Consider the following 15,041-nt stretch of genomic DNA (forward strand, 5'->3'; position numbering starts at 1 on the left):
CCTTCGGTTGGCGGGAGCACTTCCCGCCGGCGTCGTTCCGTCACCGCATGGAGAAGCACTCATGGAGTCAGGCAAGATCGCATTGGTGACCGGCGGCAATCGCGGGCTGGGCAGGGCCACGGCCCAGTCGCTGGCCCGGCACGGGCTGCGCGTCATCGTCACCCACCGCGGCGACGCGCAGGCGGCCGAGGAGACGGTCAAGAGCATTCAGGACACCGGCGCCACGGCCGCCGCATTGCGGCTGGACATCAGCGACGTGGCCTCCTTCCCCGCCTTCGTCTCACACCTGGCCGCGCAGCTGGAGCGCTGGGAGGCGACCCGGCTGGACGTCCTGGTCAACAATGCCGGGATCGGGCTGTTCGGACCGCTGGAAGCGGTCACGGTCGACGACTACGACGCGGTGATGGACACCAACGTGCGCGGCACGTTCTTCCTCATCCAGGCGCTTGCGCCCGTGCTGGCCGACGGGGGGCGGATCATCAACGTCTCCTCCTCCCTGAGTCGCCACACCAGTGCCGGCACCTCGGTCTACTCGGCCTCCAAGGCGGCGGTCGAGGTCCTCAGCCGGACATTGGCCGTGGAGCTGGGGGCGCGCAAGATCCGCGTCAACACCATCGCACCGGGTCCGACCGCCACCGACTTCAACGGCGGCGCCATGCGGGACGACGCGCAGATGCGCGAGGGCTTGAGCGCGCAGACTGCGCTCGGCCGCGTCGGCGAACCGCAGGAGATCGGCGACGCCATCGCCGCGCTCGCCTCCGAGGACCTGCGATGGGTCACCGCCCAGCGCCTCGAAGTGTCCGGCGGCGCCCTGCTGTAGGCGCCCCCGGCCCACACCGTGTGCCCGCCCCTTACCTGGCAGAACCGGGAGATGTATCAGACGCGGTCCGCCCCGCGGGCCCGGTGGGCAACATGGCGGGCCTCGCCGCCGCCGCTCTCGGCCATCCAGTTCGCGGCGGTCTGCTCGCCGCCCAGCTCCCGGCCCACTACGCGGTGTGGGACCTCCTGGCCCACCCGGACCTCGGAGATATCCGGCTGAGCCGCCCGTACGCGGAGAGACGCCGGCTCCTTCTCACCGTGCTGGAGGGGATAGGGCCGCCGATCCAGCCGGTGCCGGCGACCGGAGACCGCACGATCGCGCTGCTCTGGTACGAGCAGCCTCACTTGCCAAGGCATTGAGGGCATCGTCGCGAAGAGAGGCAGCGGCGTGTACCGGCCGGGCCGAATCTGGTCGAAGGTGCGGCACACCGAGCCGGTCGATGCGACGGTGATCGGATACACCGGGCCACCATCGAGACCCAAGGCACTCGCCGTCCGGCCCCCGGACGGGCGACAGCGCTTAGGCCGATTCTTTCGAATCATCTGATCGTTGGCTGACGCCCAGTGGGCACGCATTGAGCCGATACTGCCGGATCGGACTCCGCAGCGGGGAGGGCGGTGGCGTGATCACCGGCAGGTGATCGACGCGATCGCGTCCAAGTACCGGACCGGGACGCCGTGGATGGACCTGCCCGAGCGCTTCGGGTCGTGGAAGGGCGCCCACAACCGTCTACGGAAGTGGGCCGCCGACGGCACCTGGGAGAAGGTCTTCACCGCTCTGCTCACCCAGGCCGACGCCGAAGGCGATCTCGGCTGGGTTGTCGCGGTCGACTCCACCGTCGTGCGTGCTCACCAGCACGCCGCCGGGGCCCGTCAAAACGGGCCCCGGCCGGCGAGCCCGCCGACCATGCCCTCGGACGCTCCCGCGGCGGGCTGACCACCAAGATCCACCTCGCCGCCGACGGCCTCTGCCGTCCGCTGGCCTTCGTCATCACGCCCGGGCAGGCAGGTGACGCGCCTGCGTTCCCCCAGGTGATGGCCCGCTTACGGGTGCCCCGGCAGACCGGCCGCCCCAGAATCACACCGGACATGGTCCTGGGCGACAAGGTCTACTCGTCCCGCGCGATTCGTTCTCACCTTCGCCGACGCGGGATCCGGGCAGTGATCCCGCAGCCCGCCGACCAGGCCGCCAACCGTAAACGTCTCGGCAGCCGCGGCGGCAGACCATCAGCCTTCGACCGCGACGCGTACAAGCAACGCAACACGGTCGAGCGCTGCATCAACAAGCTCAAGCAGTGGCGCGGCCTGGCCACCCGCTACGACAAGACCGCCACCGAGCCACACCCCCGCCCCCCGCTTTGCTGCGCCGGGCCGCCGGTCTTTTCGTCGGCTGCTGCACCGCACTGATCGGCTTCCTCTACTTCACGGTGGTCGGAACGGCCCTCGGCCCGCTGCTGCTGTGGCCCCGTACCCGCAGGAAGACCCTCGTCGTGCTGGCTGGCGGGCCCGACAGCTCACCGCGTGGGAACGGCGGCGTCGCTCGGTCTACTTCGGGGGCCGCTTCCCCGCCCGCAACGTGCCCGACCAGCGGATCCTGCGCTATCTCGCGACACGCATGTACGTCGGCATGCTCACCAGCATCGTGGTCGGACTGCTGGTCTTCGGCGCCGTCCTGGCGGGCCTTCTCCTCGGCGGAGTCGTACGCGGCACGCTTAGCTGGCAGGAACTGCTCACTCAGGTGTTGCTCGGCGGAGTGCTGCTGTTCCTCGATGTGCAGGGGTTGTTCTCGTTGGAGGCGTTCGACTCACGCCTCGCCCGGGAATGCTTTGGCCCCTCGGAGCGCGAGCTGCTCCAGCAGCGCATCAACGAACTGGCCACCAGCCGGGCCGCGGTGCTGCAGGCGGTCGACGCCGAGCGCCGCCGCATCGAGCGCGATCTCCACGACGGCGTCCAACAGCGCCTGGTGGCCCTGGCGATGCTGCTCGGCCGTGCCCGCAGGAACCGGACGCCCGAGCAGGCCGACGCACTGCTGCTGCAGACGCACAAGGAGTCGCAGGAAGTCCTGACCGAGCTGCGGGAAGTGGCGTGGCGGGTCTACCCGACCGCGCTGGACAACCTGGGCCTGCAGGAAGCCCTCGGCGGGGTCTCCGAGCGGTGCAGCATTCCCATCCGGATGGATCTCGACCTGACCAAGGCCCTGCCTCGCTCGGTCGAGACCGCCGCCTACTTCGTCGTCTCCGAGGCCGTGACGAACGCCGCCAAGCATTCGGCGGCGACGGCGATTTCGGTGAGCGTGCGCCACCACAGGGAAGTCCTCGTCGTCCGGGTCGAGGACAATGGCGTCGGTGGCGCGAACCCGGCGGGCAACGGTCTGACCGGGCTGGTCAGCCGGGTCGGCGCGCTCGACGGCCGACTGCATGTCCACAGCCCCACGGGGGGCCCAACCACGATCATCGCGGAGCTGCCGTGCGCGTAATGCTGGCCGAGGACTCGACTCTCCTGCGGGAGGGGCTCGTCCGCCTGCTCACCGAGGAGGGCCACGACGTGCTGGCTGCGGTGGGTGACGCGGACACCCTCCTGCGCGAGGTCGAGACCATGCCCCCGGACATCGTCGTCGTGGACATCCGGATGCCGCCGACCCACACGGACGAGGGACTGCGTGCCGCGGTCGAGATCCGCAAGCGCTGGCCCGACATCGGCGTCCTGGTGCTGTCCCAGCACATCGAGCGCAACTACGCCGCCCAGCTGCTGTCCGCGAACGCCGAACGGGTCGGCTACCTGCTCAAGGACCGGGTGGCGCAGGTCGATGAGTTCCTCGACGCGCTGGAGCGCATCCACGCGGGTGGGGTCGCCATCGACCCCGAAGTCGTACGGCAACTGGTGTTCCGCACCACGCACAGCGACCCGCTCACCCGACTGACCCCGCGCGAACGCAGCGTCCTTGAGGAACTGGTCCAGGGGCACACCAACGCGGCCATCTCGCAGAAGCTGCACATCTCCATGAGCACGGTCGAGAAGAACCTCAACGCGGTCTTCGACAAGCTCGAACTCGCCCACACCACCGGCTACAACCGCAGGATCCTGGCCGTGCTGCGCTACCTGGAGTCGTAATGGCCCAGGCACGGCGAAGCGCCTCGCCCGACGGACCCCGCAGGGGATCCGGCAGAGCAGAGGCGCTCAGCCGTTCGGTGTCAGTGCGCCAGGCGTCCTGTCACTGGAACGAATACGGGTTCAGCGCATCGTCGGGAAGGTGCTCCAGCTGCACCCGGTCGCCGATGCCGGCCTCCGTGGCGAGTTCGAGGAGCACATCGAGCGCGACGTGGTCCTCCAGCGCGAACCCGGTCGAGTCGAAGACGGTCATACGGTCCTGGTAGCGGGCCGCAACGTCCGGCTGTGCACACAGGGCCATCAGATCGGGTCCGAGGTCGCCCGGCTCCAGCTGCTGGGCACTCCCCCTCGCGGAGCGCCTGGGTGCTGGTCGGGCTGGCCCTGGGCGTCGTACGGGCTCTGCTGTTGGGGCGCCTGGTTCACCTGCCGCTGCTGCAGATAACCATCGGGGACCGGCGGCCCCTCCTCAAGCCGGGGCCCCGTGCCGCCTCCGCACCGCAGCCTCTTCTCGGACACCACGAATGGGCCGAGGCGCTCTGAGCCGCCACTCACCACTCACCGCACGCCGCCGCCCGCGCTTCCGCCGACCAGACGAAGGCCCACCTCCACAACGCTGATCGATATGTTCCCGTGGGTTCAGAGGGTGGGATCGTCGAATTGGTCAAGGAGGGCTTCCACGGATGTGTCGCTCGTCGCAGCAGGGGCGCCGTTGTGCAGCGGTTGTTCGGTCCAGATGACCTTGCCGCCCGGGGTGTACCGTGTGCCCCACCGTTGGGCGGACTGCGCCACCAGGAACAGTCCACGTCCGCCCTCGTCCGTGGTCGCTGCTCTGCGTACCCGTGGTGAGGTGCTGGAGCCGTCCGACACCTCGCAGATCAGGCTGCTGTCGTGCAGCAGCCGCACCCTGATCGGCGGCGAGCCATACCGGATGGCGTTGGTGATCAGCTCACTGAGGATGAGTTCCGTGGTGAACGCGATGTCCTCAAGTCCCCACGCCTGCAGTTGCACCCCGCACTCCGCACGGACCGGGGCCACCGCCGCCGGATCGGGCTGCACCTCCCACTGCGCCACCCTGGAGGGCTCGAGCAACCGGGTGCGTGCGACCAGCAGTGCGATGTCATCGGCCGGGTGCGCCGGCAGCATCGCGTCGATCGCCGCCTGACACGTCTCCTCCGGAGTACGCCCCGCCCCCTCCAGCGCCCGGTGCAGCAGGTTTAGCCCGGCGCCGATGTCCCGGTTGCGGTTCTCGATCAGCCCGTCGGTGAACAGCACAAACCGAGAGCCTTCGGGCAAGCGCAATTCAACGGTTTCGAAGGGGTGGCTGCTGCCCAGGCCGAGAGGCGGCGAAGCAGGCACTTCCGGAGAGGTGACGGTCCCGTCGGGATGCACCACCGCCGGTCCCGGGTGTCCTGCTCGCGCAGTCACGCATACTCCCGTGACCGGGTCGTAGATCGCGTAAAGGCAGGTCGCCCCCGTGACCGCTTCGCTTTCGTGGCCGTGCGGCCCGTCGTCAACGCTCTCGTCGCTGTCGATGCGGGTGACCAGGTCGTCCAGGCGTCCGAGCAACTCGTCCGGCGGCAGATCCAGGGCGGAGAAGTTCTGTACCGCGGTGCGCAGCCGCCCCATCGTCGCCGCCGCATGCAATCCGTGTCCCACGACGTCGCCGACCACCAGCGCCACCCGGGCACCCGACAGCGGGATGACGTCGAACCAGTCCCCGCCCACGCCGGCTTCCGCCGGCAGATACCGCCAGGCCACCTCCAGCCCGTCCTGTTTCGGTACCCCTCGCGGCAGCAGACTCCGCTGCAGGGTTACCGCCATCGCGTGCTCCCGGGTGAAGCGGCGGGCGTTGTCGATGGCCACCGCCGCCCTCGCCACCAGCTCCTCCGCGAAGGAGAGGTCCTCTTCCTTGAACGGGGGCGAATCCCCCGTGCGCCAGAAGTTCGTCGTCCCCAGCACCACACCACGCGCCTGGAGCGACACCGTCACCAGCGAATGCACTCCGCGCTCCAGGGCCATACCGGCCCCGTCAGGGTCCTCTTCCCACCACCCCCGGGCCTGCCGCAGGTCGTCCTCCAGCACTGCCCGCCCTGTCTCCAGGGCCCGAGCCTGCGGAGCCGCCGGCGAGTAGGTGATCAGCTCTCCGACCGGGTAGAGCCCCTGCCGCTCCTGATACCCCCCACTCACTACCGTTCGGCGCATATCCGCCGCCCTGGCCGGCTCCTCGCCGCGCTCCACCAACTCCAGCAGATCGACCGTGACGATGTCGGCGAACCGCGGGGTCGCCACATCCGCCAGCTCCTGTGCGGTGCGCACCACGTCCAGCGTTGTGCCGATCCGCTCGCCCGCGTCGTACAGGAGCTTCAGCCTCTCCCGCGCCACCTCCGCACGTCCGGTGACCGACGCCAGCTCTGTGGTGTCGCGCAACGTCACCACCCAGCCCGCCTGACCGCCGTGCGGGGCGGTAGGGCGCATGTTGACCGCCAGCAATCGGTCTCCTGCGAGATGCACCTCATCCGTGGCCGGCTCACCCGACGCCAGCAGCTGTGCTGTCTCCGTATCCAGCTGCAGCTCCCCCAGCTGTCGCTGCTCCGCGTCCACGGGTAGCTCGAGCAGCCGCCGCGCCTCGTCATTGGCCAGCATCAGCTGTCCGTCGGCACCGATGATCAGTACTCCCTCCCGGACTGCATGCAGCACCGCGTCATGGTGCTCGTACATGCGCGTCATCTCCGCCGGCCCCAGACCGTGCGTCTGCCGACGCAACCGCCTGGCCACCAGCGCCGCCCCGGAGGTGGACAGGGCCAGCGCGGCCGCCCCGGCGCCGAGGATGATCGGCAGTTCCCGTCCGGACAGGTTGCTCACATACCGGACCTTGATCCCGGCGGACACCAGGCCGACGACCGAGCCGCGGTCATCGGTCACCGGGACCACCGCCTGGATGACCGGCCCTCTGTCCGCCGGCAGAGGAAGCCCGCTGGCCCGCTCGATGGTGGTGTGGCCTTCCAGCGATGGTTTGATGGTGCCGACGAACTTCTTCCCGATTTGATTCGGGTCGGGGTGCGTATAGCGAATTCCCTTAGTGTTCATGACAACGATGTCGCTGACGCCTGCCCGCTTCCGGGCTGCTTCGGCACGCGGCTGAAGCACTGCCGTCGGATTCCCGCTGCGCAATGCCTGGACCGTGCCCGGGGCGTTCGCGAACGTCTCCGCCGCCGTCAGTGCCTGAACCTCGGCTTCCCGCGTGCTGTCACGCCTCGACTGGAGCACCAGGGCCGTCACCGCGGCCGCAACCAGCAGCGCCACGATCACGACCTGCAAAACGAACACCTGCCCGGCGGCGCTGCGCAGATTCAGCAGAGAGCGCAGCCCCGGGCCCGCGGACTCACCCCGATCAGACGCAGGGCCGGGGAAGAGACGGTGTCGGATATGCCTTTTTGGGCTAGAAAGTCCCTTCATGGCTACTTCCTAGCACTGTCTTCTGCCCCGCAGCGTGCACGGTACCGTCGCGACACATTTGCAGAGGAGCTGTCCTGTCCAACTGTCCCGAGCTCGACGCGCTCACCGGACACGTCCGGCCCTTTGCCCAGATGCTCACCGGGCGCCAGGGCGAACGGCTCCCGCAGTGGCTCGATGCCGTACGCAAGGACGACTTGCCCAGCCTGCACTCTGGCGCTGTCACGTTGGCTGACAGGGTGGGAGGATCCTCGGGCTGGTCACGGTGGAGGGGGTCGTCCGTGGAGGGCATGTCGCCGTCGTGCAAGGGGCACCGGTATCCGGTCGAGGTGATCTCGCACTGCGTGTGGCTGTACTTCCGGTTCCCGCTCAGTTTCCGCGAGGTCGAGGAGCTGATGCTGGAACGCGGCGTGATCGTCTCGTACGAGACGGTCCGCCGCTGGTGCCTGAAGTTCGGTCAGCAGTACGCCAACGGACTGCGCCGCCGGCGGCCCCAGCCCGGCGGCAAGTGGCATCTGGACGAGGTCTTCATCAAGATCATCGGTGAGCAGAAGTACCTGTGGCGGGCTGTCGACCAGGACGGCAACGTGCTGGACATCCTGGTGCAGAGCCGCCGGGACGCGGCTGCGGCCAGGCGCTTCTTCCGTACGCTGCTGACCAAGACGGGCGGGGTGCCGCGGGTGATCGTCACGGACAAGCTCCGCTCCTACGGCGCGGCCCACCGCGAGGTCATGCCCTCCGTCGAGCACCGTTCCCACAAGGGCCTGAACAACCGGGCCGAGAACAGTCATCAGCCCACCCGGCAACGCGAACGGGCGATGAAATGCTTCCGCAGCGTGGGCGCCGCGCAGCGTTTCCTGTCCGCGTTCAGCGGCATCTCACCCCACTTCCGGCCCCGCCGTCACCTGATGACCGGCACCCAACACCGCGCCGAAATGACCGTCCGCTTCACCATCTGGGAGCAGATCACCGGCGTCACCGGCCGGCCTGCCGCCGCCTGAGCCCAGGGCCGGCACCCGGCCCCACCACACCTCGACACACCGTCAGACACCCGCACACCCAACAACGTGACCACGCCGTCGCTGGCGAACCGGAAGAAGGCCCAGGGAAGTGGTGGGCTGGAGTGCGGGATCGCGATCCGCATGCCGAGTGGCAATGTCCGGGTGACCGGTCTGGAGGGCGTTCTCCAGGACGGTGTGGCGTCTGGGAAATGCGTGGTCAACCGGGCTCATGTCGGGCACCGGATCCCACTGTGCACGCCCACGGCGCACAACGGGGGGACCCCTCCGGCGGGGCCGGGGGCGAACGAAGGAGGTGGTCCGGCCCCGTCTTCAACGGGTCACGCGGCAACGGGCGATGCGACCGGGCTCAGAAACGGTCCGGTGCACGCTCCGGGAGCGGAGACCCGGGAAGCAGGTCCCGCTTCTGTTTCTTGCGCCCCTCCGGGACCGAGCCAGCCGTCGCCTCGCAGGTCACGTCCTTCGCCGGGAGCTTCCCCGTGCGCAGATAGTCGGCGACCGCGTCGTCCGTGCACGCGTTGCCGTTCGGGTAGACGCCGTGGCCCTCGCCGCCGAGGACGGTGACCATTTTCGAGCCCTTCAGGTCGGCGTGCATGGCCCGGCCACTGGGCAGCGGGGTCTGCGGGTCCCACTCGTTCTGGACGATCAGGGAACCGACGCTGTTGTTCACCTTGGTCGCCGGTTCCACGGACTCGCCCCAGAACGCACAGGGCTTGACGCTGGACGCGAAGTCCCCGAATAGCGGGTAACGGCCCTTGTCCTGCACGGCGTCGCGCCGGTAGCTGTCAGGGTCGCGGGACCAGGCGGCCGAGTTGTCGCCGCACACGATGGCCAGAAGGCTCGCCGTATCATTGTCGGACGGCGCCTCGGCGGCACCAGCGGCGGCGCCTCCCGTACCAGCGGCGTCGGCGGCGGCGCCTGCCGGACCTGCCCCTTCGGCTCCGGCGAACGCCGCGAGCTTCTTCGTGGAGGCGGACTTGCCTGCTGCTGCCTTCTTCAGCTCCACGACCCCCTCAGTGGCGTACTCCGGGGTGAAGACCGCCGAGCGGATACCGCTCCGGAGGTCATCACCGGTGTTCGGCTGCCCGTCCACCACGATGGGCTTCTCGTCGGCCTGCGCGACCAGGTCCCAGAAGGTCCGGTCGACCTTCTTCGGGGTGTCACCGAGGCCGTACTTCTCCGAACGGTCGGCGGCCCACTCGGTCCACCGGTCGAACGCCGGCTCGGCGCCCTTCGCCCACCACTGGATCATCCCCCGCCAGGCGCGCGCCGGATCGACCGCGCTGTCCAGCACGAAACGGTCGGCCCGGCCCGGGAAGAGCTGGGTGTAGACGGCGCCCAGGTAGGTGCCGTACGAAGTGCCCATATACGAGATCTTCTTCTCGCCGAGGACAGCCCGGAGCAGATCCATGTCGCGCGCGGTATTGCGCGTGGTGATGTACGGGAGCGTGCCGCCCGCCTTTTCCCCGCACTTGTTCGCGACGTCACGTGCCCAGGCGACGTCCTTGTCGAACTTCTCCTCCTTGTACGGTCGCAGCCAGTCCTCCTCCTCCGGCTTCAGGTCACAGGAGACCGGGCTGCTCTCTCCCACACCGCGCGGGTCGAAGCCGATGAGGTCGTACTTCTGCCGCACGGACTCGGGCAGCCTGTCCTGCAACCCCATCGGCATGTAGCGCCCCTGCATTCCCGGGCCGCCGGGGTTGGAGAACAGGACACCGTGCCGCTTGCCGGGCGCGGTGCTCTTGATCCGGGATATGGCCAAGTCGATCCGCTTGCCCCCGGGAGCCCGGTAGTCCAGCGGAACCTTGATCGTGGCGCACTCGAACTCCGCCGGAGAGTCGGCGTCGCACCGCTTCCACTGCGGCTTCTGCTTCGCATAGCGGCCCAGCGCGCCCCTGGCGGCGGACGGCTCGGAGGCCGGGGCAGCGGTCGACGAAGCGGCGGTGGCCGGAGCAGCGGTGGCCGTCGAGGTGGCGAACGCGGGGGCCAGCATCGCCGTGACACCGACAGCCAACAGGGGCACGAGACATCTTCTACGCATGTAATCGATCCTTCCGGTCGCATGTTCGGACAGGAATGATCATTCAGGTGGAGTACGCCGGAATCGTCAGCCGAGCGGCCCCAACTCCCCTCCGACCTGGGCGTGACGCACCGCGGCACCTGGTCCCTGGGTCGTAGTACCGGATATGGAGCACACCCGGCACGCGGCGGCCGACGGGAACCAGGCGGGGGTGAGGTACCACTGCCGTGCGTCGTTCATGTTGTCGCGCAGTGGCGGCCCTTGATCACGTCCTGGTTGTGCGTACAACGTTGCCCCACAGGACGCGCTGGTCGCCATTGGCCACCTTCAGCGGCGCTCGGCGAGCGGCTCTGCAACGTCCCGGCGTGACCCCGAGGTGGCTGCGGGCCCGCACCTGGAGCGGCAGGGAACTCGGCGTCACCGCCTGCCGGCTGTGCCCATGTCACGAACGCTCCTCCTAGAGGATCCGATTTCAGGTCGAGCCACTCGTAGGTCCTATAGGTGCGGAATCCCACGACTTCCCCCGCGCCTCACCTGTGCTCTACGGCACACGTGAAAAGGCGGGGGGTCCGGGGGACACCGGCACCTACACGGTGAGTAGTGGTCGACACCGGTCGGCCCCGTCACAAGCAGCAGCGCGTGCCCGACCCGTCTTCAACCCCGAGCCCCGTTGGCTCGCGCACTGCTCACCGCGCACGCGGCCATCGTCATGCTGACGGCCGCTCTCGTGGGGGCAGTCGCTGGAGTACTCACCGGCTACAGCACTGATAACACCGCCAGCGCTGTTCTTGCGGGGCTTGACGCCGCGGGATTGAGCGTGCCCATCCTGCACCACCTGATCGGAGGCTGAGCCCGGGCGGCACGGGCGGCACAGGGACCCGCCGCGCGCACGGCCCCAAGGGGCAGTGGGGTACTGGACTCTGGTCGTGCGCGACCGCAACAGTCAGGCCAGGGGGAGAGTGACTGAGTGATGATGCCGCCCAGTTCGCGGGGTGGATCCGTCTCACCTGGTTACCCTCGGCGAGAGAGGTAGCGTCACGAGTCCGAGGCCTTGTGCCCTTCCGTAAGGCCGCAAGAGCATCCCCAGAAATGGGCATGCGCTCACTCACCCGCCTCACCACATAGGACACGGTCTTCGACCAGCACCTGAACTGATCCTGTTCGAGCGAGACTTGAGCGAGGCCCGAGTCAGGAGGACTCCTGGCGGTACGCCCCCGGCCTGCGCTCCTGGTCTCCCACCCCTCTCTCCCGACGTGAAGAAACCCGACACCTGCTCCGCGCCGAAACGGCTCATCCAGCCGAAAAACTCATCTCAACGCCAGGTCTTGAGCCGGGATCAGGCAGAGGGCGCGGTGTTGATCATCCAGTGAGTGAAGGCGGCGTAGCGCTCGGCGGACTCGGCGGCTCCATCGGCGTGCTCGATCGCGGCGGAGTGCTGACGCACCTCTTCGAACCGGGACCGGCGTATGCTCTCGTAACGGCCGAGGGCGGTAGCCGTGGCGCATCCCTTCGCCAACTCGGCACGCAGCACTCCGGCGTCCTCCATGCCCAGGGTGCCGCCCGCCGCGATGTGCGGGGACAGGCCATGTGCGGCGTCCCCGATCAGGGCGACCCGGTCCGTGGTCCAGCGCCGCAGCTCGGGGACGAGCATGATCTGGTTCTCCAGGATGGATTGCTCCGGCGTCGCGGCGATCATTTCCAGGAGCTCGTCGTGCCAGCCGGACTCGGCCACGTTGCCGGCCCGAAGAAGTGCCCGGTCCCTCTTGCTACCGACCAGTTCACCAGCGTCGAACTGGCCCACCCACCACATGGTTTGGCCCGGCGCGACCCGGGTGTAGCCGCCTCGGGTCCGCGCGTGCCCGATGGTGACAAACGTGCCGTCCGGCCGCTCGTCCCCGGATGGCAGCACTGCCCGCCAGGCGAAGTTGCCGGGCTGTGCGACTGCCGCGCTGCCGGGCTCGAGAGCGGTGCGCACGTCGGAGTACACACCGTCCGCACCGATCAGCAGATCCGCCCGCAGCGGCGCACCGTCGGCGAGGTGCACTTCCACGTGTGTGTCGTGCTCGGTGAAGCCGGTGACGTGTGTTCCCAGTCGGATCCGGTCCCTTCCGACGGTGTCGGCGAGGAGGTTGTTCAGGTCCGGCCTCGGCACCATGAGGAACTGGTGGGCGGCCGGATCGTAGCCGGCCGCGCGCATCGGGTGTCCGGCGGCGTCAAGGAAACGGGCCTCAACGGTCTCACTTATGCTCCGGACGTCGTCGCCGACGCCCAGGGTGTCCAACTCCCGCAGCGCGTTGGGCCACAGGGCAATACCGGCCCCGGCGGCCCGTACCCGCGGCGCGTGCTCCAGCACGATGACCTCATGCCCGATCAGCCGCAGCGAAGCCGCGGTGGTGAGCCCGACCAGGCCCGCTCCCACGATCACAGTGCGCATCGTTCCTCCCCTTGCCATCCAGTACTGCCGTGGCGAGATCGGCCGACGACTGGGAGGACGGGCAACCAGGCACCCGCCGGCCGGAAGCGGCAAAGCTCATTCTCTTCACCCAGGGAACGTAACACTAACGGTTAGCTTTTCCTAACGATTACGCTTATGTGTGACGGACGCCGTTGATCGGCCGGGCCGAGCCCCCGTAGGGCTCTCGTTTGCTCGACGGTGGCCATGAGTTCCCAGACCAGCCGCTCATACAGAACTGCCGTGGCGGTGCCGGAGACCACGACGTCGAGCACCGGTTGCAGGCCACGCCCTTGAGCTACCGGCCCCGCAGGGTCCCGGTTCGGCCGGGAAACGGCCCTCGTGACTCAGCGGGCGAGGGAGCGGGCTACATGAACTCACCTGGCCTGCACACGCCCGCCCAGATCGCCGCCTGGCGCACCGTCGCCGACGCCGTCCACCAAAACGGCGGACGCATCGTCGCGCAGATCATGCACGCCGGACGCATCTCCCACCCCGACAACAAGCACCACGCCGAAACCGTCGCCCCCAGGGCCTGTCTTCAAAGGGTCATATCCACATCAGGATTGACGCGATGGTGAGTGCCGCTTCGTATGTGCGTTCTCTCGGTTTTGTGTCAGTGGAGTGGGAGACAGCGGGGCTTGAGGGTGTTGATGCTGGTCGTGGGTTGTTTCGGGGCTGAGGGGTCGCTGTCCTGGAGGTGAGAGATCCACGGGGCATCGTTGTCGTGGAGCGTTATCGTGTGAGGGTGACGCTGTGTCAGTTTCGTGAGTTCTGATCCGCTGGCCGGCGGGCGTTGGTGTGATCGTGGGGTGGATCAGGAAGGACGGCTCCAGCTGCCGAAGGGGTCGGGCGGCGGCGTGGGCGCTGCTTTGCCGACTGAATCGGTTCGGGCCTTGCGCGGGCCGGCGGTGCGCCGGCTGCTGGCTCTGCGCCAGAAGGGCAAGCTCACCACCGGGCATGTGAGGTCAGTGGCGGATGCGTTGGGAGTGCGGGAGCGGGCGGTTGGCGGTGGCTGGCCGCTGCTGAGAAGGACGAGACCGTGGCTGCGGCGCCGGGAGAGCGGGCCCGGTACTACGGGAGGTTCACTGTCACTGAGGAGGTCCGTGCCCTGCTCGGGCTGTGGAGGGGGAACGTTGCCGCCGTTCATCGCGAGATGACTGCTCGCGCGGCCAGGGGCGAGGGGGAGCCGCCTCCGTCGGTCCCGACCTTGCACCGGGCGATCCGTCGGGATCTGACGCCGGGGGGCGGGCCGGGCTCGCGGGCGGTGAACGCGAGGCACGTAAGCATGATGTGTTCCCGGCCCGACCGCGGGGCTGGCGCAACCACGTGTGGGAGACCGACCACATGCAGGCCCCCGTCCTGGTCGATGTCGAGGGCACCGCCCGCAGGCCGTGGATCACGTGGTTCACCGACTGCGCCACCAACGCGATCACGGGGGTGGCGGTCACCCCGGTACATCCCTCCCGGGAATCGGTCCTCGCGGCGCTGCGTTCCGCGGTGCTGCGCGAGGACCCCTACGGTCCGTTCGGCGGCGTGCCCGAGAAGGTACGGGTGGACCGCGGCAAGGACTTCCTGTCCCGGACGGTGACCGCCGCGTTCGATCTCCTGGACGTCACCGTGGAGGACCTGCCCGTCTACACCCCCCACCTCAAGGTCACCGTGGAGGGCCTGCCCGTCTACACCCCCCCACCTCAAGGTCACCGTGGAGGGCCTGAACCGTGCGGTGGAGAGCATGTTCCTGGCCGCGCTGCCCGGCTACGCCCGCCAGCCGCGCCCCGGTAAACGCCTCACCCGCCCGAAGGGCGAGGTGCTGCTCAGCTTCGAGGACTTCACCGCCCGGTTGCTGGACTGGACACGGTGGTGGAACACCGAACATCAGCCCGCACCTTTGCGGGGCAGGACCCCGCTTGAAGCGTGGCAGGACGATCCGACCCCGCTGCGGGACGTGCCGGCCGCGGATCTGTGGACGTTCACCCTGGAGGACGCCGGTACCCGCTCGCTGACCACCCGCGGCATCCGCTTCAGGAGACGCGACTATGTGGGGTCGTGGATGACTGGCCAGGCTGGCATCCAGGTCCGGGTCCGTTTCATGCCCCACCACGACCACCGCATCGAGGTCTACCACGCAGCCACCGGCCGCTACCTCGGCCCAGCGGACCTGGCCGAC

12 protein-coding genes and 3 pseudogenes are annotated in these 15,041 nt (G+C 68.9%); 10 read left to right on the plus strand and 5 right to left on the minus strand.

Annotation, left to right across the window (positions count from 1 at the left end):
* The first annotated feature begins 61 nt into the window (after nt 1–61).
* From OG385_RS33115 to OG385_RS33135, 5 genes and pseudogenes are all read left to right on the plus strand, one after another.
* Nucleotides 62–820 carry an SDR family NAD(P)-dependent oxidoreductase gene (locus OG385_RS33115; RefSeq protein ID WP_266860472.1) on the plus strand — a complete coding sequence of 253 codons (759 nt, stop codon included), beginning with the start codon at nt 62–64 and terminating at the stop codon, nt 818–820.
* Nucleotides 821–912: 92 nt separating this feature from the next.
* Nucleotides 913–1,179 (plus strand): hypothetical protein, encoded by a 267-nt coding sequence (locus OG385_RS33120; protein WP_266860474.1) that lies wholly within the window; start codon nt 913–915, stop codon nt 1,177–1,179.
* Between the two features lie 190 nt (nt 1,180–1,369).
* Nucleotides 1,370–2,226, plus strand: a pseudogene (locus OG385_RS33125) (IS5 family transposase).
* 52 nt (nt 2,227–2,278) lie between these two features.
* Nucleotides 2,279–3,295, plus strand: coding sequence for a sensor histidine kinase (locus OG385_RS33130; RefSeq protein ID WP_266860476.1), 1,017 nt, complete (start codon nt 2,279–2,281; stop codon nt 3,293–3,295).
* Nucleotides 3,295–3,930 (plus strand): response regulator transcription factor, encoded by a 636-nt coding sequence (locus OG385_RS33135; protein WP_266861320.1) that lies wholly within the window; start codon nt 3,295–3,297, stop codon nt 3,928–3,930. Before OG385_RS33130 ends, OG385_RS33135 begins: the two co-directional genes overlap by 1 nt.
* Nucleotides 3,931–4,030: 100 nt before the next feature.
* Here OG385_RS33135 and OG385_RS33140 read toward each other — a convergent pair whose 3' ends face one another.
* Nucleotides 4,031–4,180 carry a hypothetical protein gene (locus tag OG385_RS33140; RefSeq protein WP_266860478.1) on the minus strand — a complete coding sequence of 50 codons (150 nt, stop codon included), beginning with the start codon at nt 4,178–4,180 and terminating at the stop codon, nt 4,031–4,033.
* 110 nt (nt 4,181–4,290) lie between these two features.
* On the opposite strand from OG385_RS33140, the gene OG385_RS33145 reads away from it, so the two are divergent.
* Nucleotides 4,291–4,467 (plus strand): hypothetical protein, encoded by a 177-nt coding sequence (locus tag OG385_RS33145; RefSeq protein ID WP_266860480.1) that lies wholly within the window; start codon nt 4,291–4,293, stop codon nt 4,465–4,467.
* Nucleotides 4,468–4,563: 96 nt separating this feature from the next.
* On the opposite strand, the gene OG385_RS33150 is transcribed toward OG385_RS33145, so the two are convergent.
* Entirely contained in the window at nt 4,564–7,254 is a 2,691-nt protein-coding gene (locus OG385_RS33150) for a SpoIIE family protein phosphatase/ATP-binding protein (protein ID WP_266860482.1), read from the minus strand.
* A 416-nt stretch (nt 7,255–7,670) separates the two neighbouring features.
* On the opposite strand from OG385_RS33150, the gene OG385_RS33155 reads away from it, so the two are divergent.
* Nucleotides 7,671–8,381, plus strand: coding sequence for an IS6 family transposase (locus OG385_RS33155; protein ID WP_266861322.1), 711 nt, complete (start codon nt 7,671–7,673; stop codon nt 8,379–8,381).
* A 367-nt stretch (nt 8,382–8,748) separates the two neighbouring features.
* On the opposite strand, the gene OG385_RS33160 is transcribed toward OG385_RS33155, so the two are convergent.
* From OG385_RS33160 to OG385_RS33170, 3 genes and pseudogenes are all read right to left on the minus strand, one after another.
* The gene (locus OG385_RS33160; protein WP_266860484.1) at nt 8,749–10,440 is read right to left on the minus strand and encodes an alpha/beta hydrolase; all 1,692 of its coding nucleotides are present in this window, start codon (nt 10,438–10,440) and stop codon (nt 8,749–8,751) included.
* Between the two features lie 1,315 nt (nt 10,441–11,755).
* Complete coding sequence (locus OG385_RS33165) at nt 11,756–12,853, minus strand: FAD-dependent monooxygenase (RefSeq protein ID WP_266860486.1); 1,098 nt, start codon at nt 12,851–12,853, stop codon at nt 11,756–11,758.
* Between the two features lie 131 nt (nt 12,854–12,984).
* Nucleotides 12,985–13,170, minus strand: a pseudogene (locus OG385_RS33170) (hypothetical protein); the annotation flags it as partial.
* Between OG385_RS33170 and OG385_RS33175 the strand changes: the two are divergent.
* The 3 genes and pseudogenes from OG385_RS33175 to OG385_RS33185 all read left to right on the plus strand — a co-directional run.
* Nucleotides 13,165–13,452: a hypothetical protein gene (locus OG385_RS33175; protein ID WP_323183927.1), complete on the plus strand. Its 288-nt coding sequence runs from the start codon at nt 13,165–13,167 to the stop codon at nt 13,450–13,452. The pseudogene OG385_RS33170 and the gene OG385_RS33175 overlap by 6 nt on opposite strands.
* Nucleotides 13,453–14,218: 766 nt before the next feature.
* Nucleotides 14,219–14,656: a hypothetical protein gene (locus OG385_RS33180; RefSeq protein ID WP_266860488.1), complete on the plus strand. Its 438-nt coding sequence runs from the start codon at nt 14,219–14,221 to the stop codon at nt 14,654–14,656.
* Nucleotides 14,607–14,960: pseudogene (locus OG385_RS33185) on the plus strand (transposase); the annotation flags it as partial. The gene OG385_RS33180 and the pseudogene OG385_RS33185, both read left to right, overlap by 50 nt.
* Nucleotides 14,961–15,041 lie beyond the last annotated feature (81 nt).

Origin of the sequence: Streptomyces sp. NBC_01306 (genome assembly GCF_026340465.1) — a bacterium.
GTDB lineage: Bacteria > Actinomycetota > Actinomycetes > Streptomycetales > Streptomycetaceae > Streptomyces.